Here is a 22,875-nt window from a genome sequence, read left to right as displayed (position 1 = left end):
AAACAACCCCATGCACAGTAGCCGGGCGTAGTCATTTCAATGGCTTGCGCGTTGCGCCGTTCAATGGCTGACGCGTCAGGGCGGGCTAGCCTGCATTGGGCCGACTTCTCGTTTGAGCGAGTTGGTTTGGACGCAACGACGGAAAATAGTTCGGCGTTAACCATCGCTGCCGGTTCCAATCTGAACGAACTCGCTTCGAAGTTTCTTAAAACTTGCTGGATACTTCTCTTGGGCATGGTGACCTGGGGAAGCATATGAGCAAGCGGGCCAAACGCAGGAAGGCGGAGACGCTCGCAATACCAATGGCCGCCAGAGTTGCAATTGGCGCCGTGGCGGTCGCCGCATTGGGCTACGGCTTGCTGTCTCGCCCAGCGAGCGTGCAAACGGCGCGGAAGCCGTCCGCGCCTCAAGCCCAGGCATCGTCAACTCCGGTTTACGTGGCACCTCCGGTTCATGCATCAGTGTCGGCTCCGGCTCCGATTCCGGCCCCGGCGCCTCTGGTCGAGCCACCAAAAGCCGCTGACGGTCCCGGCGCTTTTGTCCGGCAGGTGGTTGACTATGCAAGCCGCCAGGCACCGGGCACCGTGATCATCGATACCAAGAACACGTTTCTTTATTTCGTCCTGAACGACACGCAAGCGATGCGCTACGGCATCGGTGTCGGCCGCGAAGGTTTCACATGGTCCGGTGAGCAGACTGTGGCCCGTAAGGCAGAATGGCCGGATTGGCATCCGCCCGCGGAGATGGTCTCCCGTCAGCCTTATCTGCCGCGGTTCATGGCAGGTGGCCCCGGCAACCCGCTCGGCGCCCGGGCGATGTATCTGGGCGAGACCGAATATCGAATTCACGGCACCAACAAGCCCGATACGATCGGGAAGCGGGTTTCGTCCGGCTGTATCCGGCTGACCAATGAGGATGTCGTTGACCTCTATGAGCGGGTGAAGATCGGAGCGAAAGTGATCGTGCTTCCGACGAATGCTGCGCGTCGACCTTCCCAGGGCGTGCCGTCCGACGCCGCTTTCCGGTTGCCGGACCCGGCATCGCCGTCGAACCGGTCCTTGGCGGCTCACGCGAAGACGCCGTCGTTTGCACCGGAAATCGCCGAGGTCCAGTAGCTCACCTCTTCGTACGAGTGAAGGCGGCGGCGCATCGTTCGGACAACGATGCGCCGCTTCTCTCATGCGGCTTTCGCTTCAAGATTGCCGATCCAGTCGCGGGCGAGGGTCACGTCGGCTTGCGACAATTGATGGCCCGCCGGCAGGACCCTGTGGGTCACGCTCGCGCCTGCTTGCGAGAGCAGGGCCGCGAGCCGCGCCGAATTGCCAGCCGGCACGATCGGGTCGCCTTGCCCGGACAACAGCAGAATCGGCTTGCCTGCAAGATCCGCCGTTGGCGCATCAGACAGCGGCACCATCGCGCGCAGCAGGATCGCGCCGGCAAGCACGTCCGGCTCCAGCAGCAACAGCGCGGCGGCGATGTTGGCGCCGTTGGAGAAGCCGACCGCGACAGGCGCGCCGATGCCATAGCGCTGCCGCGCCTCGCTCACGAAGTCGCCGAGCTCGTGCGCGCGGCGGCGCACATCGGCCTCGTCGAACACGCCTTCGGCGAGGCGGCGGAAGAACCGCGGCATGCCGTGCTCGAGCACGCGGCCGCGCGGCGAGAGCAGGGCGGAGCCGGGCGAGATCATCTTGCCGAGCCCGAGCAGGTCGTTCTCGTCGCCGCCGGTGCCGTGCAACAGCAGCAGCGGAGGGGAGCCCGCGCGGGTCGCGGGCTCGAAGCGGTGGATGAAGGCACTCTCGGTCATGACGCGGTCTCTTCCAGGCTCGGCAGCACGCCCTCGATCTGCTTGCGGTGCTGCTCGAGGAAAGCAGGCAGCTTGAGGTCCTGCCCCAGCGTCGCGACGGGCTCGTCGACGGCGAAGCCGGGGATGTCGGTCGCGATCTCGAACAGCACGCCGCCGGGCTCACGGAAGTAGATCGAGCGGAAGTAGTTGCGGTCCCTCTGCTCGGTCGGATGCAGGCCGTGATTGCTCACGAGCTTTTGCGCCATGTTGCCTTGCTCGGCATCGTCGGCCGCGCGGAACGCGATGTGATGGACCGACCCGCCGCCCTGATGCCCGCGCAAAAATCCCTTGGCCTCGTAGATGTCGACGATGCTGCCTTCGGCATCGCCCGCAGCCTTGAAGCGGATCACCGAGCCTTCGCGGCCGGTCTCCTTGAAGCCGAAGACGTCGGTGAGAACGGCGGCGGTCTTCGCCGCGCTGTCGAGCAGCAGGGTCACGCCGTGGAAGCCGCGGATGGCATGCTCCGCCGGCACGTCGCCATTGCTCCAGCCGGGTTCGCCTTCGGCGCCTGATACCCCGACCAGCGCGAGCGCCATGCCGTCAGGATCGGTGAACGGCAGCACGGATTCGCCGAAGCGCTTCTCCAATGCCTCATAGGCAATGCCCTTCTCGGTGAAGCGCTGGGTCCAGTAGCCGAGCGAGCGCTCCGGCACGCGGAAGGCGGTCTGATGGGTCTCGCCGACGCCGCGGCGGCCGGGCGACACGCCGGCCCAGGGAAAGAAGGTCAGGATGGTGCCGGGGCGGCCGGTCTCATCGCCATAATAGAAGTGATAGGTGCCGGGATCGTCGAAATTGACCGTCTTCTTGACGAAGCGCAGGCCCAGATCCCGGGTGTAGAAGCCGAAATTGCGGATCGGGTCGCCGGCGATCGCGGTGACATGGTGCAGTCCAGACATGGTCGTCCTCCTGAGTTCGGGGAGCGTCTTGCTCTGGCCGGAAATATTGTTCCGCTTTGGATTGGAGACAATCCATGCAAATATGACCACAATGTCTACGATTTGGAAACAATCGGCGAAGGCGGCCCTTGGATAAGCTCGGCAGCCTCCGGGCCTTCGTGAAGGTGGTGGAAAGCGGCAGCTTTGCGGAAGCCGGCCGGCAGCTGCGGCTGTCGCGCTCGGCGATCAGCAAATACATCGCCGACCTCGAGGAGAGCCTCGGGGTCCAGTTGCTTATCCGGACCACGCGGCACGCCAGCCCGACCGAGAACGGCAAGCGCTATTTCGAACGCGCGCTCGTCATCCTCTCGGAGGTCGAGGCGGCCGACCAGGCGGTGACGCAGGCGCAGTCGGCGCCACGCGGGCTGCTGCGCGTCAATGCGCCGATGTCGTTCGGCACGATGCGGCTCGGTCCCGTGCTCGCCGATTTCATGGCGCGATATCCGGAGCTTCAGCTCCAGATCGTGCTCAGCGACGACCTGCTCGATCCGGTCCAGGACGGCTTTGACGTGACGTTGCGGATCGCGGAATTGGAATCGTCGAGCCTGATCGCGCGAAAGATCATGCCGGTGGCGCGCATGGTCTGCGCTTCGCCGGATTATCTCGCCCGTCACGGCACGCCGAAGCATCCGCAGGATCTGCGCGAGCATGTCTCGCTGACCTACGGCTTCCTGCTGACCGGCAATCAGTGGAAGCTCACAGGCCGCGACGGCGACCACTGGATCCAGCCGGCCTGGTCGCTTTGCGTCAACAATGCCGAGGTGCTGCGTGATGTCGCGATCAAGGGCAGGGGGCTGGCGCTGCTGCCGGAGTTCATCGCTGCCGACGCGTTGACGAAGGGCGAGCTGCGAACCGTGCTCGACGACTATGCCGCGCCGCCGCTCGCGCTCTATGCGGTGTATCCGCCGACGCGGCATCTGTCGGTGAAGGTGCGGCTCTTTATCGACTTCCTGGTCGAGCGGTTTGGCCGCGAGGACGAGGGCGTGCGAACGCGTTGAGGACAACTCATGATCGCGCCCATGTCAGGTCTCGATTTCGAGCCGAACTTCCACATCCTCACCAATGCGGGCAAGCCTGCGCGCTCGTGTCTCCGCAATCGCTGAGGCGCTCCCATTGCAGCCTTGAGCGCTAGTCGAAAATCCTGAGCCGTTTTCCAACTGCTTGCATCGAGTTGTATGTCGTGCATGGCATACCAAGTGATTGTCTAGCCGACCGTACGCTGCTCGGCCGGCCGCAGCAATTGGTCCAATGCGTTCATCGAGGCCTCCTGAAGCGCAGCGAGTCCCTGCGCGGCTTCTTCGCATTCGGCGGGAGACATCGAGGGCGCAGCCAGTTCGACTTCGCGGCAGCGTTCGAACAGGCGGACGAGGCCGAGCGCGCCGGCGGCGCTGCCGAGCTGGTGCGCGGAACGCGCCAGCTGCTTGTGATCGCCGGCCGCCGCGGCGCTGACGATGTCGGCGATCAGCCTGTCGCTGGTTTCCCGCAGCAGACGGTGCAGGCTTGCGATCTGTGCGGCCCCCAGCAGCTCGCGCTGGTCGTCGAAAAAATGCCGGTCGATCAATGCGCCCGCGGCAAGCTGCGCGGCGGCCGGCTCGGCTTCCGGATCGTCCTCGATCGCCTCGCGCAGCGCGCCGATCAGGATCGGCTTGCTGATGATCCGGACGATGCCGGCGTCTGCGAGCCGCTCGCGCGCGCTGGACGACACGTCCGCCGTCACGGCGATGATGCGCGGTATCTTCGGCAGATCGAGTGCGCCGATCCGGGTCGCGGCCTCGACGCCGTCCATGTCGGGCATGTGCAGATCCATCAGGATGACGTCGAACGAATGATCGCCGGCGAGCTCGACGGCCGATGCGCCGTTCCTGGCGATCGTGGGGTCATGGCCGAGCCGCTTCAGGATCGCCTCCCCGACCTCGCAATTGACGGGGTCGTCGTCAACCAGCAGCACGCGGCGCGGCCGCGACGGCGGCGGAAGCGCGCCTTGCGCGACGCCGCTCGTGGCCAGGCCCAGCGGCACCTCGAAGCTGAATGTGCTGCCCACCCCTGGCGTGCTCGCAACCGTCAACTGGCCGCGCATCAGGCGGGCCAGACGCCGCGCGATCGCAAGGCCGAGGCCCGTGCCGCCGAACCGCCGCGCGATGCTGTCGTCGGCCTGCACGAAATCCTCAAAAATCCGCTCGTGCATCTCGGGGGCAATGCCGATGCCGGTGTCGCGCACGGTGAGGTGCAGCAGGACATGATCGTCGTGCCGCTCGGCGGCTGCGGCCACGGCGATCCCGCCCGACGGCGTGAACTTGACGGCGTTGCCGATCAGGTTGAGCAGGATCCGATTGAGCCTGACTGGATCGCCATGCACCGAGGTATGGACCGACGCATCGCAGGCAAGGTCGAAGGTCAGTCCCTTGCCGACGGCCTGCGGACGCATCAGCTCGGCGGTCGTCTCGATCAGCTGGTCGAGGCGGAAATTGCGCGGCTCCAGCGTTTCAGCGCTGGCCTCCAGGCGCGCATATTCGAGGATGGTGTCGACCAGCGCGATCAGCGTCTCGCCCGACGCGGCCGCAGTCGCGAGGTGGCGCCGCTGCGCCTCACCGAGGCTGCCGTCGTCGAGCAGCTGCACAACGCCCATGACGCCGTTCAGCGGCGTGCGCAGCTCGTGGCTGACGACGGCGAGGAAGCGCGACTTGGTCTCGTTGGCCGCCACCGCCGCGCTGCGCGCGCGCTCGGCGGCGTCGTGCTCGGCGAGCGCGTGATCGCGAGCCTTCTCCAGCTCCGAGGTGCGCTCGATCACCTTGCGCTCGAGCGTCGCGTAGGACTCGCGCAAGTGCGCCGCCATCCGGTTGAACTGGTCGCCGAGCGCTTCCAGCTCGTCGCCGGTCCTGATCGCGAGCCGCAGACCGAGATCGCCGCTGCCGATCCGCCGGGCGCCCTGCGTCAGCAGCTGGATCGGCCCGGTCATGCGCCGGCTGAGGAAGAGCGAGACCGGCACCGCACCGATCAGCAGGACGACGAGGAGAAAGGTCGAACGGCCGATCGATGCATAGATCGGCGCATAGGCTTCGCTGAGCGGCAGCTCGACGAACACCAGCCAGCCGAGCGAGGGCACCGTCGCATAGGTCGACAGCACGCGCTGGCCGGTCAGATCCTCCTTGACCAACCCGCCCGAGGGCGGCCCCACGCCGTCGAGCGCGGCGCGCACGTCCGCATGGCCGGAGAGATCGCTGCGCTGCAGTGCCCGCCACAGATCGGGATGGGCGATCAGGACCCCCATGCGGTCGACCACATAGGCCTTGCCGGTGTTGCCGACCCTGATCCCGGTGACGAGGTCCCAGATGAAACGCAGATTGACCTCGGCGACGATCACATTCGGATTGCGGCCGGTGCCGCGCGTGGCGAGCGTCATGAACGGCTCGGTGTCGGCGAAGAAATAGACCGGCCCGTAATAGGCGCGGCTTTCGTTGGCGCCGCGGAAGGCGGGCGAAGCCGACAGATCGGCCTTGCTGCCGATCCTGTCGGCGACACGGCGGGACACGCGCACCTGCTCGAGCCCGCGCGAGTCGAGCTCGGCGATTTCCGCGATCGCCGGCGAAAGGCGCAGGAGACGGATGGCGTTGAGGCGCTCGTCCTCGTTGGTCGACAGCTCCGGCGGCAGGCGCGAGAGCCATCTGATCTGGTTCTCGATCTGGCCGACGAACTGGCCGATCTGGATCGCCGCGGACGCTGCCTGCTCGCGCTGGGTTGCCGCCAGAAGCTGCTTCTGCTCGCGATAGGAGAACCAGACGTCGAAGCCGGTGTTGATGGCGAGCGCGGCAAAGGCGAGGGCGAGGATCGAGTAGAGATATTTGCGGAACAGCCGCCCGGGAGGCGTCCGCAAATGTCCCTGGTCGACCGTCTCGTTCACTCGCGGATCTCGTCGGCGCGCGCGAGCAGCGTGAACGGAATGGTCAATCCCAGCGAGCGCGCAACCGTGCGGTTGATCAGGAGCTCGTATTTCCGAGGCGACTGCACCGGAAGATCACCTGCCTTGGTGCCGCGCAGGATGAGATCGACGTAGTCGGCCGAGCGTACTTCCAGCGTCGGCCCGTAGCTCATCAGCCCGCCGGCATCCACGAAGTAATGGAACGGATAGATCGTCGGCACGCGATACTTGACTGCCGCCGCGACGACCGCCTGCCGGTTGACGACGAGGAAGCTGTCGACCAGCGCAATCATCGCCGCCTTGGGCGGTTCGGAGAAGCGCCTGACGGCTTCGTCGATGTCCGCCGGCGCATTGACGGGGGCGGGGAGGACCGACACGCCGGACTGGGCCGCCTGTTGCTCGATGGAGTCGAGGAAGAAGCGTCCCGCCCGAGGCGTGCTCGCCGGATTGAACAGAACGCCCACGCGCGCGAGATCCGGCACGGCCTCCCGGATGAGCTGAAGCCATTTGCCGCCCATCTCGGCGGTGCTGTTGGTGAAGCCGGTCACGTTGCCGCCGGGATGGGCAAGGCTATCGACGAAGCCATTGCCGACGGGATCGTTGGCGGTCGCAAAGACGATCGGAACGGTCTTGGTGGCGGCGAGGACCGCTGCGGTTTCGACGGTCGATCCCGTCAGGATCACATCCGGCTTGAGCTCGAGCAGTTCCTGAACGGCCGCCTTCAGCCGGTCCGGTGCGCCGAAGCTCGAACGCAGCTCGAGGCGGAAGTTGACGCCTTCGACCCAGCCGCGCTGTCTCAAGCCGACGATGAGGCTGCCGAGACGAGAGGTCGCGCTGTCGATCATGCTCCGCCTCGTCAGCTCGTCGTCGAGCGGCAATGCGGTCAACGATGCGACGATCCGCATGCGGTCCGACGTTGCGCCGAGCGCGATCCATCCCGCGGCGGTTGCTCCCGCAACACGAATGAAGCCGCGGCGATCGACCGCGAAAGCGGAAGGCAGTTTGGTCATGGAGTGCTTTGCATGATGGCTTGCCCCGGTTCGGATGCTTAGCGCGAACGGCCGGTGTCCACAATTGATCAAAAAGCGCTTGTGAATGTTCATTCGCAGCGCTTGGCACTCGATACCGTATTCGTACCCGGCCCGAGGGATGGTCCGGTGCGCTAACGCCGCAAGGTAAACTCGTCCGCCCCGCGCCGATGCTCCCATTTCGCCTGCTCCAGCTCCGGCCGGTCGCATTCGGTCTCGGGATAGCCGATGCAGAGATAGGCGATGAACTTCCAGGGATCTGGCACGTCGAGGACGGCGTGCACGCGATCCGGATTGAGGATCGACACCCAGCCGAGGCCGATGCCTTCCGCGCGCGCGGCGAGCCACATCGCGGTGATGGCGGCGACTACGGAATATTCCGTGGTCTCCGGCATGGTCGCGCGACCGAGACCGTGGCCGATGTCGCTGCTCTTGTCGGCGAACACCGCGAGATGGCCGGGCGCCTGTTCAAGGCCCGACAGTTTCAGCGTGGCATAGCGCGCGGCGCGTTCGCCGGAATAGCAACTCAACGCATCGGCGTTGCACGCCTTGAAATCGTCGGTCACGGCGCGGCGGCGCACGGCATCGTCGACGATGACGAAGCGCCAGGGCTGGCTGAGGCCGACCGAGGGCGAGAGGCAGGCGGTCTCGATCAGGCGGTCCATGGCGCCGTCCGGCAGGGGATCGCTGCGAAAGCGGCGCACGTCGCGGCGCCACACGAACAGCTCGCGCAATTGCCGGCGGAAGGTGTCGTCGAATTCGGCCATGAGGTCAGCCTCCCGTCTGGAAGGAAGCGGCAACGAGCAGGATGATGATCTCGCCCAGCTGCTCGAACGCGCCGAGGATGTCGCCGGTCTGCCCGCCGATCTGGCGGATCGCAAGCCGCGCCAGCATCAATCCAGCGAGCGACAGCAGGATCAGGCTGACCAGCGCCTTGCCCGGCCCCAAAGCCAGAGCGAGCGCGAGCGTTCCGACTGCAAAGGCGATGGCGATGCTCCGGCCCGGCGGCGCGCCGGCGCTTGCCGACAGCCCGTCCGGCCGGGCGGGCGGGACCAGCGCCATGAAGGCCGGCACGCCGGCGCGGGCAGCAGCATGCGCGGCGCAAAGCGCGAGTGCGACGGAATACGGATTGGCGATGGTCGCGAGCGCGCTCCAGCGCAGGCCGAACGACAGGATCAGCGCGCAGACGCCGTAGGTGCCGATCCGGCTGTCGCGCATGATCTCCAGTTTGCGCTCGCGCGTGCGGCCGCCGCCGAGCCCGTCGGCGGCATCTGCGAGACCATCTTCGTGCAGCGCGCCGGTGATGAGGGCGGTGGTCGCCAGGGCGAGCAGGGCAGCAAGGCTCGGCGTCAGCCCGAACCGGATGGCGACCTTGTAGACGAAAGCGCCGGCAAGGCCGACCAGCAGTCCCGCGACGGGAAGCGCCCAGGTCGCGCGCGCGACGGCGCCGTCAGGCGCCGGCTTCGACGATGCCACGGGAAGGATCGTGACGAACGATGCCGCCATCCTGAGATCGGCGACGATGTCCTTGAGGAGCTCGGCGCGCGGCATCATTTCAATTTCATGGGAAGGCCGGCGACGACGAACTCGACTTCATCGGCGGCGGCCGCGATCGTCTGGTTCATGATCCCGGCGGCGTCGCGAAAACTGCGCGCCAGTGCATTGTCGGGCACGATGCCGAGGCCGACCTCGTTGGTGACGAGGACGACGGGGCTCTTCAAACCGGGCAAGGCGCTGGCGAGCTCGGTCACGTCACGCTCCCAGTCGCGCCTCGCATGCATCAGGTTGGAAAGCCACAGCGTCAGGCAATCCACCAGCCGTGCGCCGTCGCCATCGCTCGCGACCAGCGCGGACACGAGATCGAGCGGTACCTCGCGCTCGATCCAGTCGGCTCCGCGCCGCGCGCGATGCTTGGCAATACGTGCTTCCATCTCGGTGTCGAGCGCCTCGGCCGTTGCGACATAGACCGGCTGTCCGGGAAAGGCGCGCGTGCGCATTTCCGCGCGCTTGCTCTTGCCCGATCGCGCTCCGCCGGTGATCAAGATGACAGCCATGAAGGTCTCCTGGAGGCCTGACTAACCACCAATCGCGGCCAAAGACAAAGCCGAAATCGGGCGTGGAGGGGCTTGCGCTCGCGCCTTGCTTTGCGCAACAGGGGCGGGGACAGGAGGCAGGATTGGGCTTTGCGGGCGCGATGGTGGTGGCGATGGCGGTGGACGCCTTCCTGGGCTGGCCGTCAGGGCTGTTCGCGCGCGTCGGTCATCCCGTGACCTGGCTGGGCCGGCTGATCGGCGCCATCGATCGCAGCTGGAATCGTGCAGCCGATCCCCCGGCGCTGCGCCGTGCGGCCGGCATCGCCGGAGCGCTTTTGGTGATTGCAGTCTCCGTTGTGATCGGCTGGATGATTCAGTCCTTGCTTCCCAAGGGTTGGATCGAGATCGTGCTGGTTGGCATCCTCTCCTGGCCGCTGGTCGCGCTGCGTTCGCTGCATGATCATGTGGCTGCCGTGGCGAAGCCGCTGCGCGCCGGCGACATCGCCGCCGCACGCGAGGCGGTCTCGCGGATCGTCGGTCGCGATCCCACAGCGCTCGATGAGGCCGGAATCGCGCGTGCGGCGATCGAGAGCCTCGCGGAAAACGCCTCGGACGGCATCGTTGCGCCGGTGTTCTGGGGCGCGCTGTTCGGCCTTCCGGGCATTTTGGGTTACAAGGCGATCAATACGCTGGACTCCATGATCGGCCATCGCAGCGAGCGGCACGAAGCCTTCGGCTGGGCCGCGGCGCGCATCGACGATGTCGCCAATTTCATTCCGGCGCGCCTGACCGGATTTCTGTTCGTGCTGCTGGCGCCAAGGCGGTCCGAGGCGCTGTCAAGCATGACGCGCGATGCGCGCCGTCACCGCTCGCCCAATGCCGGCTGGCCCGAAGCGGCGATGGCCGGCGCACTTGGCGTACGGCTCAGCGGTCCCCGCATCTATCAGGGCAGCATCACGAACGAACCCTGGCTCAACGAGGGCGCGCGCAATCCGCTTGCCGCGGATATCGGCGAGGGACTAACGGTCTACCGTCGTGCCATGCTGCTGCTCGCCGGCGTGCTTGCGATCCTGGCCTTCGCGTGAAAGAACGGAGCATGCGCGAGCACGGTGGAAATCTCGATCAAGCCCAAGAGCGTTTTGGCGGACGCGCCGAGCACTGGATCGATCTGTCGACCGGGATCAACCGGTCGCCTTATCCCGTCGGCGAGCTGAGCGCGCGTGCGTGGAGCGCGCTGCCCTCGCGCGCCGAGATCGACGCTCTTCATCAGGCCGCGCGGCACGCCTACCGCACCAGCGCGCCGATCGTCGCGCTCGGCGGCGCGCAGGCCGCCATTCAATTGCTGCCGCAACTCGCGCCGCCCGGCCGCGCGCGCATCCTCGCGCCGACCTATAATGAATATGCCGGCGTGCTGTCGGCCGCGGGCTGGAATGTTCAGGAGGCCGGCGAGCTCGACGCGCTGGCGGGCGCCGACCTCGCCGTCGTCGTCAATCCCAACAATCCCGACGGCCGGACTCATGCGCCAAAGGACTTGCTGGCGCTGCTGCCGCGCGTCGGCCGTCTCGTGATCGACGAGAGCTTTGCCGACGCGGTTCCGCTGTCGCTTGCACCTGAGGCGGGACGGCCGGGGCTGCTGGTCCTGCGCTCGTTCGGAAAGTTTTATGGCCTTGCCGGCCTGCGGCTGGGCTTTGCTCTTGGCGATGCGGCTGATGTGGCCAAGCTCGCGGCGGCTTCAGGGCCATGGCCGGTCTCAGGGGCAGCGATCGCAATCGGTTGTCGCGCGCTGCATGACGATGCCTGGGCCGAGGCCACATCCGCGCGGCTTGCCCGCGACTGCGTTCGCCTCGACGAGATGGCGCGAGTGCAGGGCTGGACCTTGGTCGGCGGCACCCCGCTGTTTCGTCTTTACGAGACGCCTGACGCACGTGCTGCGCAGGAGAACCTGGCTCATGGCCAGATCTGGTCACGCGTGTTTGCACAACAGCCGACATGGCTGCGCCTCGGGCTTCCCGGCAGCGAAGCCGAATGGACGCGCCTCGCCGAAGCCCTAGCGCGCTAGCGCGAGCAGGCCTGCGACGTCGAGATGTTTTTCGATGTGATCGGCCAGCGCCTCGAGCGCGCTTTCGACCCGGGCCATATACGGCTCGTTGCCGGCGGGAATGTCGAGCTTGGCCAGATACGCCTTGCGGAAATCATCCGACGTGAACAGGCCGTGCAGATAGCTGCCCTGCACGCGGCCGTCGCGCGAGACCGCGCCTTCCGGCTCCCCGTTCAGCGTCGCGAAGGGGCGGATGCGATCCGGTCCGTCGGTGCGCCCGATGTGGATTTCGTAAGCCTCGATCGCCTGCTTCGTGGCGGCATGCACGGCCGCGACACGCGTCAGCGTCTTCTGCGGGCTCATCACCGTCTCGACATCGAGCAGCCCAAGTCCCGGCGTATCGCCCGCGGGCCCTTCGATGCCATCAGGGTCAGCAACGCTGCGCCCCAGCATCTGATAGCCGCCGCAGAGGCCGAGCACGTGGCCGCCGCGGCGATGGTGTGCGAGCAGGTCGATGTCCCAGCCCTGCGCGCGCAAAAAGGCGAGATCGCCGCGGGTGGATTTCGAGCCGGGGATGATGACGAGGCGCACGTCGCCCGGAATCGCTTCACCCGGGCGCACCATGACGAGATCGACGCCAGGCTCTAGCTTCAGCGGATCGAGATCGTCGAAATTGGCGATCCGCGACAGCGCAAGACAGGCGATCTTGCATTGGCCAGGCTTGCGCGCGTCGCTCAGGCCCAGCGCGTCCTCGGCCGGCAGCTCGCCGGCGCGGGCGAACCAGGGCAGCACGCCGAAGCCGCGCCAGGCGGTCTTTTGTTCGATCAGCCTGTAGCCGTCGTCGAACAGGGTGGGATCGCCGCGGAACTTGTTGATGACAAAACCCTGGACCATGGCGGCATCGTCGGGGTCGATCACCGTCTTGATGCCGACGAGCTGCGCGATGACGCCGCCGCGGTCGATGTCGCCGACCAGCACGACCGGCACGTCCGCCTTGCGGGCAAAGCCCATATTGGCGATGTCGGACTTGCGCAGGTTGACTTCGGCCGGACTGCCGGCGCCCTCGACCAGCACGAGATCGGCGCGCGCCTTCAGGCGCTCGAAGCTCTCCAGCACCGCGCCCATCAATGATGGCTTCATAGCCGCGTAGTCGCGCGCACGCGCCGTGGCAATGCGTTTGCCGTGAACGATGACCTGCGCGCCGACATCGGTCTCGGGCTTCAGCAGCACCGGGTTCATGTCGGTGTGCGGCTCCACGCCTGCGGCGAGCGCCTGCAATGCCTGGGCGCGGCCGATCTCGCCGCCGTCGATCGTGACAGCCGCGTTGTTCGACATGTTCTGCGGCTTGAACGGGAGCACGCGCAAGTCCCGCCGCGTGAACGCGCGCGCGAGGCCGGCGACGATGAGCGATTTGCCCACGTCGGAACCGGCTCCCTGGATCATCAGCGCGCGCGCCATCGTGGTTCAGAACTCGACGCCGGCCTGCGCCTTGATGCCGGAGCGGAAGGGATGCTTGACCAGCGTCATCTCGGTGACGAGGTCGGCGATCTCGATCAGCTCGTCCTTGGCGTTGCGCCCGGTGAGCACGACGTGAGTCATCGGCGGCTTCGAGGTGGTCAGGAAGTCGACGACCTCGGCGATGTCGAGGTAATCGTAACGCAGCGCGATGTTGATCTCGTCGAGCACGACCATGCGCAAGTTCTCATCGAGGATCAGCTCCTTGGCCTTCTCCCAGCCGGCGCGCGCCGCGGCGATGTCGCGGGCGCGGTCCTGCGTCTCCCAGGTGAAGCCTTCGCCCATCGCATGGAACTGGCAGAGCTCGCCGAAATGGCCGGTGAGCAGGCGGCGCTCGCCGGTGTCCCAGGCGCCCTTGATGAATTGCACCACCGCGCAGGGGAAGCCATGGGCGACGCAACGCACGATCATGCCGAAGGCGGAAGAGGACTTGCCCTTGCCGGCGCCGGTGTGGACGATGATGAGGCCCTTTTCGCCGCTCTTGGTCGCCATGATCTTGTCGCGGGCGGCTTTCTTCTTCGCCATTTTCTGGGCGTGCCGGGCGTCGGTTTCCTCAGGTGTTTGGGTGTCCGGTTCAGGCGTCATTGGATCCGGTCCTTCGGCTTGACAAGAGGCGGCCACCGGCAAATGGTGGCCCGGCGTTGGTTCCTGTCCTATGACAGGCGAAGAGGGAATGCGATAGGGTCCGAATCGGCAAGATTTGGGTCCAAACTGCAGCCGCCCCCGCGACCGTGACCGGAGAGATGCCCAAAGCCACTGATTCCCCAGGGAATCGGGAAGGCGGGGATCGAAGGGCAAAACCCTGCTCCGCAAGCCGGGAGACCTGCCAGCGCGGACGAGTTTTGGACCGGCGGACGGGGTGTTCCGCGACGGGGAAACGGGCCTTCTGACGAACGGTCCGTGTGCCTCATCGCCTCCCGCTGTTATCTGGAAGAGGCGATGACCGTCACACTTCACGTCTGCATCACCTGCCGTGCCGGCCAGACGCTTGGCGAGGGCGAGACCACGCCCGGCAAGCGCCTGCATGGTGCGATCCTCGACGCCGGCGTGCCCGACGGCGTCAATGTGGTTCCCGTCGAATGCCTGTCGGCCTGCAGCCAGGGCTGCTCGGTGGCGCTGAGCGCACCCGGCCGCTGGTCCTATGTCTATGGCCGCCTGTCGGATGCGAATGCGCAGGACGTTGTCGCGGGCGCTGCGGCCTATGCGGCCGCGCCGGACGGGCTCGTGCCCTGGCGCAGCCGCCCCGAAATCTTCCGCAAGCAGTCGCTTGCCCGCATTCCCCCCATTGCAATCGTGCCGGAGGCCGCCGAATGAGCTCGCTCGCAAAAGTCCCGGTCACGGTGGTCACCGGTTTCCTCGGCTCCGGCAAGACGACGCTGATCCAGCATCTTCTCGCAAATCCCAACGGCAAGAAGCTCGCCGTGCTCGTCAACGAGTTCGGCAGCGAGGGCGTCGACGGCGAGATCCTGAAGTCCTGCGCCGATGCGAACTGCCCGGAAGAGAACATCGTCGAGCTCGCCAATGGCTGCATCTGCTGCACCGTTGCCGACGATTTCATTCCGACGATGGAGAAATTGCTGGCGCGGCCGGTGCGGCCCGATCACATCCTGATCGAGACCTCGGGCCTGGCGCTGCCGAAGCCGCTGCTGAAGGCGTTCGACTGGCCACAGATCCGCTCGCGCATCACGGTCGACGGCGTGATCGCACTCGCCGATGCCGAGGCCGTGGCGGCGGGCCGCTTCGCGCCCGATCCTGACGCCGTCGAGGCGCAGCGCGCGGCCGACGCCAATCTCGACCACGAGACGCCGCTGTCGGAAGTGTTCGAGGACCAGATCGCCTGCGCCGACATCGTGCTGCTGACCAAGGCCGATCTCGCGGGCGCGGCCGGCATCGAAGCCGCCAGGGCGGCGATCACGGCCGAGATGCCGCGCCGCGTGCCGATGCTGCCCGTCACCGACGGCGCGATCGACGCCCGCGTCATCCTCGGCCTCGGCGCTGCCGCGGAGAACGATCTCGCCGCGCGCCCCTCGCATCATGACGGCGAGGAGGAGCACGAGCATGACGATTTCGCTTCCGTCGTGATCGACCTTCCGGAAGTCGCCGACATCGATACGCTCGTTGCCTCCGTGCAGCGCCTAGCGCGCGAGCAGAACGTGCTGCGCGCCAAGGGCTATATCGCGGTCGCGGGCAAGCCGATGCGTCTCTTGCTTCAGGCCGTGGGCGAGCGCGTGCGCCACCAGTTCGACAAGCCCTGGGGCGCAGGTCTCAGGCAGTCCAAGCTCGTCGTGATCGGCGAGCACGGCGATATCGATGAGGCCGCGATCAGGTCAGGACTTGGTATCTGATGCACGTCGTCTTCCGCGAGAGCCGCGGTCTGGAGGAGACCGCGACACCCAGAGACATCGGCCAGGACCCGGCCGATCTCGTGGTGCTCTCGTATTCGGATTCCGACCTTGCCGCGTTCGCTGCCGGCTGGCGCCGGGGCCGCGATAGCCTGCCGTCGCTGCGGCTCGCCAATCTCGCGGAGCTGCGTCATCCGCTGTCCGTCGACACCTACATCGAAAAGACGCTGTCGCAGGCGCGCGGCATTCTGGTGCGGCTGATCGGCGGCGAATCCTATTGGCAATACGGGCTCGCTGCGCTCCAACAGCTCGCGAAGGACCGCAACATCGTGCTCGCCGTGCTGCCGGCCGACGGTCGCGATGACACGCGGCTCGATTCATATTCGACCTTGCCGGTCTCGACGCTGCGCCGGCTCAAGGTGCTCTGCGACACCGGCGGCCCGGTCGCCGCGCAAGCGGCGATCGCGCAGCTCGCACTGGCCTCGGGGCTTTATGCCGGGCCCGTCACCGGCGAGCTGACCGTGCCGGAGATGGGCTTCTACGATCCCACGCGCGGCGTCATTGCTGCGCCGGCCTCGCGTGAGGACAGGCCGCTCGCGCTGGTGACGTTCTATCGCTCGTACCTTACCGCCGCAGATGCAGGCCCGGTCGATGCCCTGATCGCCGCGCTGCGCGAGAAGGGCTTTGACGCATATGGCGCGTTCGTCACCTCTTTGAAGGCGCCGGGCGTTGCCGATTGGTTGCGCGCGCATCTCGCGCATAATCCTCCGGCCGCGATCGTCAATGCGACGGCGTTCTCGGCCATCGGCGACGATGGCACGACGCCGTTCGATGCCGCATCCTGTCCGGTGTTCCAGGTCGCGCTCTCGACGGCGCGGCGCGAGGATTGGGCAGAGTCGCTGCGAGGTCTCTCGCCCGGCGATCTCGCGATGCATGTGGTGCTGCCCGAGGTCGACGGCCGGCTGTTCGCCGGCGTTGTGAGCTTCAAGTCGGCAGGGATGCGCGATCCCGATCTGCAATTCGCCCATCTGGCGCACGGGCCCGACGATGAGCGCGTCAAGGCCGTCACCGCGCGCGTTGCGGCCTGGCGGCGACTTGCACAGAAGCCCGCCGCCGAGAAACGGGTGGCGATCGTGCTCTCGAATTATCCGGGTCGGCCGCACCAGATCGCGCATGCGGTCGGGCTCGATGCGCTGGCTTCGGTGGAAGCATTACTGTCCGATCTCACCGAGGCCGGCTTCGCTGCTGCGCCGGTTCAAGCACTCGGTGGGACTCTCTTGAAGCAGAAGCTCGCCTGGAACGTGGCCGATTATCGCGCGGCCCTTTCGCGCCTGCCGCAATCCCTGCAAGACGATCTCGCGCAGGCCTGGGGCGCGCCGGAAATCGATCCGAGCTGCAACGGCGGTGCGTTTCAATTCGCGGCCATCGCAAGCGGCCGGTCCATCATCGCGGTGCAGCCGGAGCGGGGCGATGCGGTCACGCGCGATGCCGATTATCACGATCTCGCCCGCACGCCGCGCCACGCTTATGTCGCGTTCTATCTCTGGCTCCGCGCGCAGGGGATCGATGCCGTCGTGCATATGGGCGCGCATGGCACGCTGGAATGGCTGCCCGGAAAATCCGTCGCGCTGTCGTCCGCGTGCTGGCCGGAAGCGCTGATCGGCGATCTGCCCGTCATCTATCCCTTCATCGTCAACGATCCCGGTGAAGCCGCGCAGGCCAAGCGCCGCATCGGTGCGGTCACCATCGGCCATCTGCCGCCGCCGCTCGCGCAATCTGTGGTGCCGGAGGGGTTGCGGCGGCTCGAACGTCTGCTCGACGAATATTCGACCGCCGATGGTCTCGATCCCGCGCGCCGCCAGCGGTTGATCGCGGCGATCCGCGACGAGGCACGCGCGGCAGGTCTCGAAGACGATCTCGGCCTCGATGCCTCGGCCGCGCCGGCCGAAGCCATTCCACGGATCGATCGCTTCGTCTGCGATCTCAAGGAAAGCCAGTTCGGCGACGGCCTCCATGTGTTCGGCCGCGGCGCCTGCGGCGACGCCGAGCGCGATGCGCTGCGTTCCGCACTTGGCGGCAAGCGCGTCGCACCCGGGCCGTCGGGCTCGCCCTATCGCGGCCGCCAGGACGTGCTGCCGACCGGGCGCAATCTCTTTGCCGTCGACCCGCGCGCGGTGCCGACCCCGTCGGCGCATGCGCAAGGGATAAAACTCGCCGAGGAGCTGCTGCGCCGTCACCTGCAGGATCATGGCGACTGGCCGAAGGGCCTCGTCGTCGATCTCTGGGGCTCGGCGACGATGCGCACGGCGGGCGAGGAATTTGCGATGGCGCTGCATCTGGCCGGCCTCGCGCCGCGCTGGGATCACGCCTCGGGCCGCGTCACCGGCTATGACATCATCGCCCCGGCCGAGCTCGGCCGCCCCCGCATCGACGTCACGTTGCGGGTGTCGGGCCTGTTCCGCGACGTTTTTTCGGGCCTTGCGCAATTGTTCGAGGCCGCCTCCGAGGCGCTCGCCGCGCGCGAGGACGAGGGCGAGGAGAATCCGTATCGCCACCGCGTCTCCCGTGTGTTCGCGCCGCGTCCCGGCCAATATGGTGTCGGCCTCTCGGCGATCCCCGATGCGTTCACGCCGGAGACGCGCGAGGCCGCCGGCGAAGCCTGGCTGTCGGCCTCGTCCTGGGCATTCGCGGTCGATGGCGAGATGCAGCACGATCGCGCCGGGATCGAGGCGCGGCTTGCCTCTGCCGACGCCTTCGTCCACGTCCAGGATTTGCCGGAAACCGACCTGCTGCTCGCCGCCGACTATGCCGCGCATGAAGCCGGCATTGCGGCGGCCGCAGCGCATCTCGGTGCGGCAGGACCGGCGCTCTATCACCTCGACACGACACGTCCCGAACAGCCGCACGCGCGTACGCTGACCGAGGAGATTTCCCGCGTCGTCCGGGCGCGCGCCGCCAATCCGGCCTGGATCGCCGGCATGATGCGTCATGGTTTTCGCGGCGCCGCCGAGATCGCCGCGACGCTGGAGCACATGGCCGCCTTCGCCCATCTTGCCGGCGCCGTGCCGCCACATCTGTTCGATCTCTATTACGATGCGACGCTCGGCAATGACGATATCCGTGCTTTCATGGCGCGCGAAAATCCGTCGGCGCTCGCCGCGATGCAGACCTGTTTTGCGCGCCTGCACGATGCGGCGTTGTGGCAGACGCGTCGCAACTCGATCGCCGCGGCGCTGCGGGAGGCCTCATGAGTGCGGCCGCGGTCAAGGGCTGGTGTCCCGGCGCGCTGCGTCCGATGCTGTCGGGCGATGGGCTCGTGGTGCGGGTGCGCCCGTTCGGCGGGCGCCTCGAACCCCCACAGATCACCGGGCTTGCCGAGCTCGCCGGGCGGCACGGCAATGGCCTGATCGACGTCACGAGCCGCGCCAATCTCCAGATCAGAGGCGTCAGCGAGCAAGGCCATCGGCCGCTGCTCGACGGCCTTGCACAACTGGCGCTGCTCGACCCCGACGCCGAGATCGAAGCTCGGCGCAACATTCTGGTGATGCCGTTCTGGGGCGGCGGCGACGAAACGCAGTCGCTGGCTGCCGAGCTGGAGGAGGCGCTCGCCGATAGCGGCCTCGCTCTTCCGACCAAGTTCGGGTTCGCCATCGATGACGGAAGGTCACGGGTCCTCGTCGGCGATTCCGCCGACATCCGCATCGAGCGCGATCGCTCGGGCCGTCTCCTGGTGCGGGCCGACGGTGCGAGGCTTGGCCGCTCCGTCGCGCGCGGCGAGGCCGTGAGCACGGCGCTGGCGCTCGCAAGCTGGTTCCTGGTCTCCGGCGGCGCGAGGAGCGGGCGAGGGCGGATGGCGGCCCACATCGCGTCCGGTGCGGCATTGCCTCAATCTCTGCGCGGCGAGACCGAGCCTGCGCCCGTGATGGCCGCCTCGCGGCCCGGGCACTATCCGCAAGGCGCGATGGTCGGCGTTGCGTTCGGGCAGATGCTGCACACGACGCTGCATCAGTTCGCCGGTTGCGGACACGCGCTGCGCATGACGCCCTGGCGGATGCTGCTGAGCGAAGGCAAGCGCGAGATGCCGAGCGCGCCGGGCCTCATCACCGAGCCGTTCGATCCTGCGTTGCGCGTCATCGCCTGCAGCGGCGCGCCGCGCTGCCGCGAAGCCCATGCCGATACGCGCGCGCTGGCCGCGGCGCTCGCGCCGCGCATCGCCGCCGATGCGCGGTTGCACGTCTCGGGCTGCGGCAAAGGCTGTGCCCATTCCGGCACGGCCGCAGTCACGCTGGTTGCGACGCGTGCCGGCTTCGATCTCGTTCGCGACGGCTCGACGCGCGATGAGCCGGTCCTGCGTGGCCTCAACGGCGCCGACATCGTCAGCGACCCCTCCATCCTGGTGGGAGGGAACTGATGCCGCACAGCTACGAGACCGATGGCGCGGCGATCTACCGGCAGTCCTTCGCCACGATCCGGGCCGAGGCCGATCTTGCCCGCTTCACGCCGGACGAGGAGCAGGTGGTGGTGCGGATGATCCACGCCGCCGGCATGGTCGGCCTGGAGTCGTATATCCGCTTCACGCCAGGCATGGCGATCGCCGCGCGCGCGGCCTTGCAGAAGGGGGCGCCGATCCTGTGCGACGCGCGCATGGTCTCCGAAGGGATCACGCGCGCGAGGCTGCCCGCGGCCAACGCCGTCATCTGCACCCTTGGCGACGAGACCGTGCCCGCGCTCGCGCAATCGATGCGCAACACCCGGTCGGCCGCGGCGCTCGAGCTGTGGCGGCCGCATCTCGCCGGTGCGATCGTTGCGATCGGCAATGCGCCGACGGCGCTGTTTCATCTGCTCAACATGCTGGAGGATCGTGACTGCCCGCGGCCCGCCGCGATCATCGGTTGCCCTGTCGGCTTCGTCGGTGCGGCCGAATCCAAGGCGGCGCTGATGGCCGATCCGCCGGCGCCGGCGCTGACCGTCGCGGGCCGCCTCGGCGGTTCCGCAATCACGGTCGCGGCCGTGAACGCGCTGGCGAGCCGGAGCGAATAGCGATGGGACGCATCATCTGCTGCGGTCTTGGCCCCGGCGACCCTGATTTGATGAGCGTGCGCGCCGATCGCACCGTGCGCGGCGCCAGCCACGTCGCCTATTTCCGCAAGAGGGGCCGGCCGGGCCAGGCGCGGCGCATCGTCGAGGGCATGCTGGCGGCCGGCGTCACCGAATTTCCGATGGAATATCCGGTCACGACCGAGATCGCATTCGACAGTCCCGAATACATCCACTTGCTCGCCGGTTTCTACGATGAATGGGCCGAGCGCCTGGCGCGGCTCGCGCGCGCCGTCGATGTCGTCGTGCTCTGCGAGGGCGATCCCTACTTCTACGGCTCCTTCATGCATCTCCATACGCGCCTGCAAGGCCGCGTCGAGATCGAGGTGATCGCGGGCATTCCCGGCATGGTCGGCTGCTGGAACGGCGTCGGACAGCCGATCGCGCTCGGCGACGACGTGACGACCGTGCTGATGGGGACGCTGGCTGAAAGCGAGCTCGAGCGGCGCATGCGCGATTCCGATGCGCTCGTCGTCATGAAGACCGGCCGCAATCTCGCAAAGGTGCGCCGCGCGCTCAGCTCAGCCGGCCGGCTGGACGATGCCTGGCTGGTCGAGCAGGGCACCATGCCGGGTGAGCGCGTCGCGCGGCTGGCCGAGATCGATGCCGCCGACTGTCCGTACTTCGCGATCGTGCTCGTACACGGCAAGGGCCGGCATCTGGATGCCGCCGAATGACGGGCACGCTGACCATCGCGGGTCTCGGCCCGGGCAGCGAGGCGCTGGTGACGCCGGAAGTCTCGGCGGCGCTTGCAGCCGCGACCGACATTCTGGGCTACGCGCCCTATGTCGCGCGCGTGCCGCCGCGAGTTGGACTTAACCTGCACCCTTCAGATAACCGCGAGGAGCTGCAGCGCGCCCGCGAGGCATTGCGGCTTGCGTCCGAAGGCGGGCAGGTGGTCGTCGTGTCCTCCGGCGATCCCGGCGTGTTCGCGATGGCCTCCGCCGTGTTCGAGGCGCTCGAACAGGCGCCGCACTATCAGGCCCTTCCGATCCGCGTGCTGCCCGGCATCACCGCGATGCTGGCGGCCGCCGCCCGCGCCGGCGCGCCGCTCGGCCATGATTTCTGCGCCATCAACCTTTCCGACAATCTCAAGCCCTGGGCCGTGATCGAGAAGCGCTTGCGCCTCGCGGCCGAAGCTGATTTCGCGATCGCGATGTACAATCCGCGCTCGGCGAGCCGGCCGGAAGGATTTGGCCGCGCGCTTGCGGTGCTGAGGGACGCGCGCTGTGGCGAGCGCCTCGTGATTTTTGCGCGCGCGATCAGCGCGGCTGATGAGAAGATCGAGATCGTGACGCTGAATGAAGCGACGCCAGAAATGGCCGACATGCGCACGCTGGTGATCGTCGGCAATTCGCAGACACGCTGCGTCGGCCGCTGGGTCTATGCGCCGAGGCAGGCGCGATGACCGAGCCATTGCATCACGTCAGCAACGCGCTCGACCCGCCGCCGCTCGGGCAGTTGCGGCCGCGAGATCATGAGCACGGGCAGGCCGAGCCTCCGGGCCGCGTCGATCTTGGCGCGCGCGCCGTCGCCGCCGGAATTGCGGGCGACGATCCAGGCGATGCCGCGCCTCCGCATCATCTCAAGCTCGCTATGAAGCGTGAACGGTCCACGCGATACGATCACGTCGGCCGCAAAGGGCAGGGGCGCTTCGGGCGGATCGACGAAGCGCAGCGTGTAGGTGTGCTGCGGCTTCGTCGCAAACGGCGCGATATGCTGGCGGCCGATGGCGAGGAACACGTTTGCCGGCGCCTCGGGCAGCGCAGCGGCCGCTGTGTTGACATCGGCGACGTCTATCCAATTGTCGCCGGAGGCCCTCGTCCAGGGCGCGCGCTCCAATGCGATCAGCGGCGTGGTGGTTTCCGCGCACGCCTTGACCGCATGACGGCTCATCTCGGCTGCGAACGGATGCGTCGCGTCGATCACGTGGGTGATTCCCTCGCGACCGATGTAGTCGGCAAGCCCGCTCACGCCGCCGAAGCCGCCGATGCGAGTCGGCAGCGGCTGGTCCGCCGGCGTGCGGGTGCGGCCGCCATAGGAATAAACGGCATCAAGCCCGGCGCGCGCGATCTCCGCGGCGAGCAGGCTCGCATCGGCCGTTCCGCCCAGTATGAGGGCGCGCATC

General features: G+C 67.4%; 21 protein-coding genes and 1 riboswitch. Of the genes, 11 read left to right on the top strand and 10 right to left on the bottom strand.

Annotation, left to right across the window (positions count from 1 at the left end):
• The first annotated feature begins 254 nt into the window (after positions 1-254).
• A complete protein-coding gene (locus E4K64_RS14095) occupies positions 255-1,115 on the top strand; it encodes a L,D-transpeptidase (protein WP_135164057.1) in 861 nt (286 codons plus the stop codon).
• A 62-nt stretch (positions 1,116-1,177) separates the two neighbouring features.
• On the opposite strand, the gene E4K64_RS14090 is transcribed toward E4K64_RS14095, so the two are convergent.
• Positions 1,178-1,804, bottom strand: a complete 627-nt coding sequence (locus tag E4K64_RS14090; protein WP_135164056.1) for an alpha/beta hydrolase — start codon at positions 1,802-1,804, stop codon at positions 1,178-1,180.
• Positions 1,801-2,739, bottom strand: coding sequence for a ring-cleaving dioxygenase (locus E4K64_RS14085; RefSeq protein WP_135164055.1), 939 nt, complete (start codon positions 2,737-2,739; stop codon positions 1,801-1,803). The genes E4K64_RS14090 and E4K64_RS14085 overlap by 4 nt, the downstream gene beginning before the upstream one ends.
• Before the next feature lie 128 nt (positions 2,740-2,867).
• On the opposite strand from E4K64_RS14085, the gene E4K64_RS14080 reads away from it, so the two are divergent.
• Positions 2,868-3,776, top strand: a complete 909-nt coding sequence (locus tag E4K64_RS14080; protein WP_167771997.1) for a LysR family transcriptional regulator — start codon at positions 2,868-2,870, stop codon at positions 3,774-3,776.
• Positions 3,777-3,982: 206 nt separating this feature from the next.
• On the opposite strand, the gene E4K64_RS14075 is transcribed toward E4K64_RS14080, so the two are convergent.
• From E4K64_RS14075 to cobU, 5 genes are all read right to left on the bottom strand, one after another.
• A complete protein-coding gene (locus E4K64_RS14075) occupies positions 3,983-6,676 on the bottom strand; it encodes a hybrid sensor histidine kinase/response regulator (RefSeq protein ID WP_135164054.1) in 2,694 nt (897 codons plus the stop codon).
• A complete protein-coding gene (locus E4K64_RS14070) occupies positions 6,673-7,704 on the bottom strand; it encodes an ABC transporter substrate-binding protein (protein ID WP_135164053.1) in 1,032 nt (343 codons plus the stop codon). The genes E4K64_RS14075 and E4K64_RS14070 overlap by 4 nt, the downstream gene beginning before the upstream one ends.
• A gap of 152 nt (positions 7,705-7,856) precedes the next feature.
• Entirely contained in the window at positions 7,857-8,489 is a 633-nt protein-coding gene (bluB, locus tag E4K64_RS14065) for a 5,6-dimethylbenzimidazole synthase (RefSeq protein ID WP_135164052.1), read from the bottom strand.
• 4 nt (positions 8,490-8,493) lie between these two features.
• A complete protein-coding gene (gene cobS, locus E4K64_RS14060) occupies positions 8,494-9,276 on the bottom strand; it encodes an adenosylcobinamide-GDP ribazoletransferase (RefSeq protein ID WP_135164051.1) in 783 nt (260 codons plus the stop codon).
• A complete protein-coding gene (gene cobU, locus E4K64_RS14055) occupies positions 9,273-9,776 on the bottom strand; it encodes a bifunctional adenosylcobinamide kinase/adenosylcobinamide-phosphate guanylyltransferase (RefSeq protein WP_135164050.1) in 504 nt (167 codons plus the stop codon). Before cobU ends, cobS begins: the two co-directional genes overlap by 4 nt.
• A 122-nt stretch (positions 9,777-9,898) precedes the next feature.
• Here cobU and cbiB point away from each other — a divergent pair, with 122 nt between their 5' ends.
• Positions 9,899-10,840, top strand: coding sequence for an adenosylcobinamide-phosphate synthase CbiB (gene cbiB, locus E4K64_RS14050; protein ID WP_167771996.1), 942 nt, complete (start codon positions 9,899-9,901; stop codon positions 10,838-10,840).
• Positions 10,841-10,851: 11 nt separating this feature from the next.
• A complete protein-coding gene (gene cobD, locus E4K64_RS14045; RefSeq protein ID WP_167771995.1) occupies positions 10,852-11,814 on the top strand; it encodes a threonine-phosphate decarboxylase CobD in 963 nt (320 codons plus the stop codon).
• Here cobD and E4K64_RS14040 read toward each other — a convergent pair.
• Both E4K64_RS14040 and cobO read right to left on the bottom strand, forming a co-directional pair.
• Complete coding sequence (locus E4K64_RS14040; RefSeq protein ID WP_135164048.1) at positions 11,803-13,251, bottom strand: cobyric acid synthase; 1,449 nt, start codon at positions 13,249-13,251, stop codon at positions 11,803-11,805. The two genes, cobD and E4K64_RS14040, sit on opposite strands and share 12 nt — an antisense overlap.
• Before the next feature lie 6 nt (positions 13,252-13,257).
• Positions 13,258-13,893, bottom strand: coding sequence for a cob(I)yrinic acid a,c-diamide adenosyltransferase (gene cobO / locus E4K64_RS14035; protein ID WP_126255987.1), 636 nt, complete (start codon positions 13,891-13,893; stop codon positions 13,258-13,260).
• A 40-nt stretch (positions 13,894-13,933) separates the two neighbouring features.
• Positions 13,934-14,153: riboswitch (cobalamin riboswitch) on the top strand.
• 94 nt (positions 14,154-14,247) lie between these two features.
• Here cobO and E4K64_RS14030 point away from each other — a divergent pair.
• From E4K64_RS14030 to cobJ, 7 genes are read left to right on the top strand one after another with little or no spacing between them, the layout of a single operon-like run.
• Positions 14,248-14,622 (top strand): DUF1636 family protein, encoded by a 375-nt coding sequence (locus E4K64_RS14030; RefSeq protein ID WP_135164047.1) that lies wholly within the window; start codon positions 14,248-14,250, stop codon positions 14,620-14,622.
• Positions 14,619-15,653 (top strand): cobalamin biosynthesis protein CobW, encoded by a 1,035-nt coding sequence (gene cobW, locus E4K64_RS14025; RefSeq protein WP_135164046.1) that lies wholly within the window; start codon positions 14,619-14,621, stop codon positions 15,651-15,653. Before E4K64_RS14030 ends, cobW begins: the two co-directional genes overlap by 4 nt.
• On the top strand, positions 15,653-18,901 hold the full coding sequence (gene cobN / locus E4K64_RS14020; protein WP_135164045.1) for a cobaltochelatase subunit CobN: 3,249 nt from the start codon (positions 15,653-15,655) through the stop codon (positions 18,899-18,901). The genes cobW and cobN overlap by 1 nt, the downstream gene beginning before the upstream one ends.
• Positions 18,898-20,061 carry a precorrin-3B synthase gene (gene cobG / locus E4K64_RS14015; RefSeq protein ID WP_135164044.1) on the top strand — a complete coding sequence of 388 codons (1,164 nt, stop codon included), beginning with the start codon at positions 18,898-18,900 and terminating at the stop codon, positions 20,059-20,061. Before cobN ends, cobG begins: the two co-directional genes overlap by 4 nt.
• A complete protein-coding gene (locus E4K64_RS14010; RefSeq protein ID WP_135164043.1) occupies positions 20,061-20,690 on the top strand; it encodes a precorrin-8X methylmutase in 630 nt (209 codons plus the stop codon). The genes cobG and E4K64_RS14010 overlap by 1 nt, the downstream gene beginning before the upstream one ends.
• A 2-nt stretch (positions 20,691-20,692) precedes the next feature.
• A complete protein-coding gene (locus E4K64_RS14005; protein WP_135164042.1) occupies positions 20,693-21,424 on the top strand; it encodes a precorrin-2 C(20)-methyltransferase in 732 nt (243 codons plus the stop codon).
• Positions 21,421-22,155 (top strand): precorrin-3B C(17)-methyltransferase, encoded by a 735-nt coding sequence (cobJ, locus tag E4K64_RS14000; RefSeq protein ID WP_135164041.1) that lies wholly within the window; start codon positions 21,421-21,423, stop codon positions 22,153-22,155. Before E4K64_RS14005 ends, cobJ begins: the two co-directional genes overlap by 4 nt.
• Here the strand turns inward: cobJ and E4K64_RS13995 are convergent.
• On the bottom strand, positions 22,131-22,874 hold the full coding sequence (locus E4K64_RS13995) for a cobalt-precorrin-6A reductase (RefSeq protein ID WP_135164040.1): 744 nt from the start codon (positions 22,872-22,874) through the stop codon (positions 22,131-22,133). The genes cobJ and E4K64_RS13995 overlap by 25 nt on opposite strands.
• Between the last annotated feature and the right edge of the window lies 1 nt (position 22,875).

Source organism: Bradyrhizobium frederickii, assembly GCF_004570865.1.
Classification (GTDB): domain Bacteria; phylum Pseudomonadota; class Alphaproteobacteria; order Rhizobiales; family Xanthobacteraceae; genus Bradyrhizobium; species Bradyrhizobium frederickii.
This window is presented reverse-complemented; position numbering and strand designations above follow the sequence as displayed.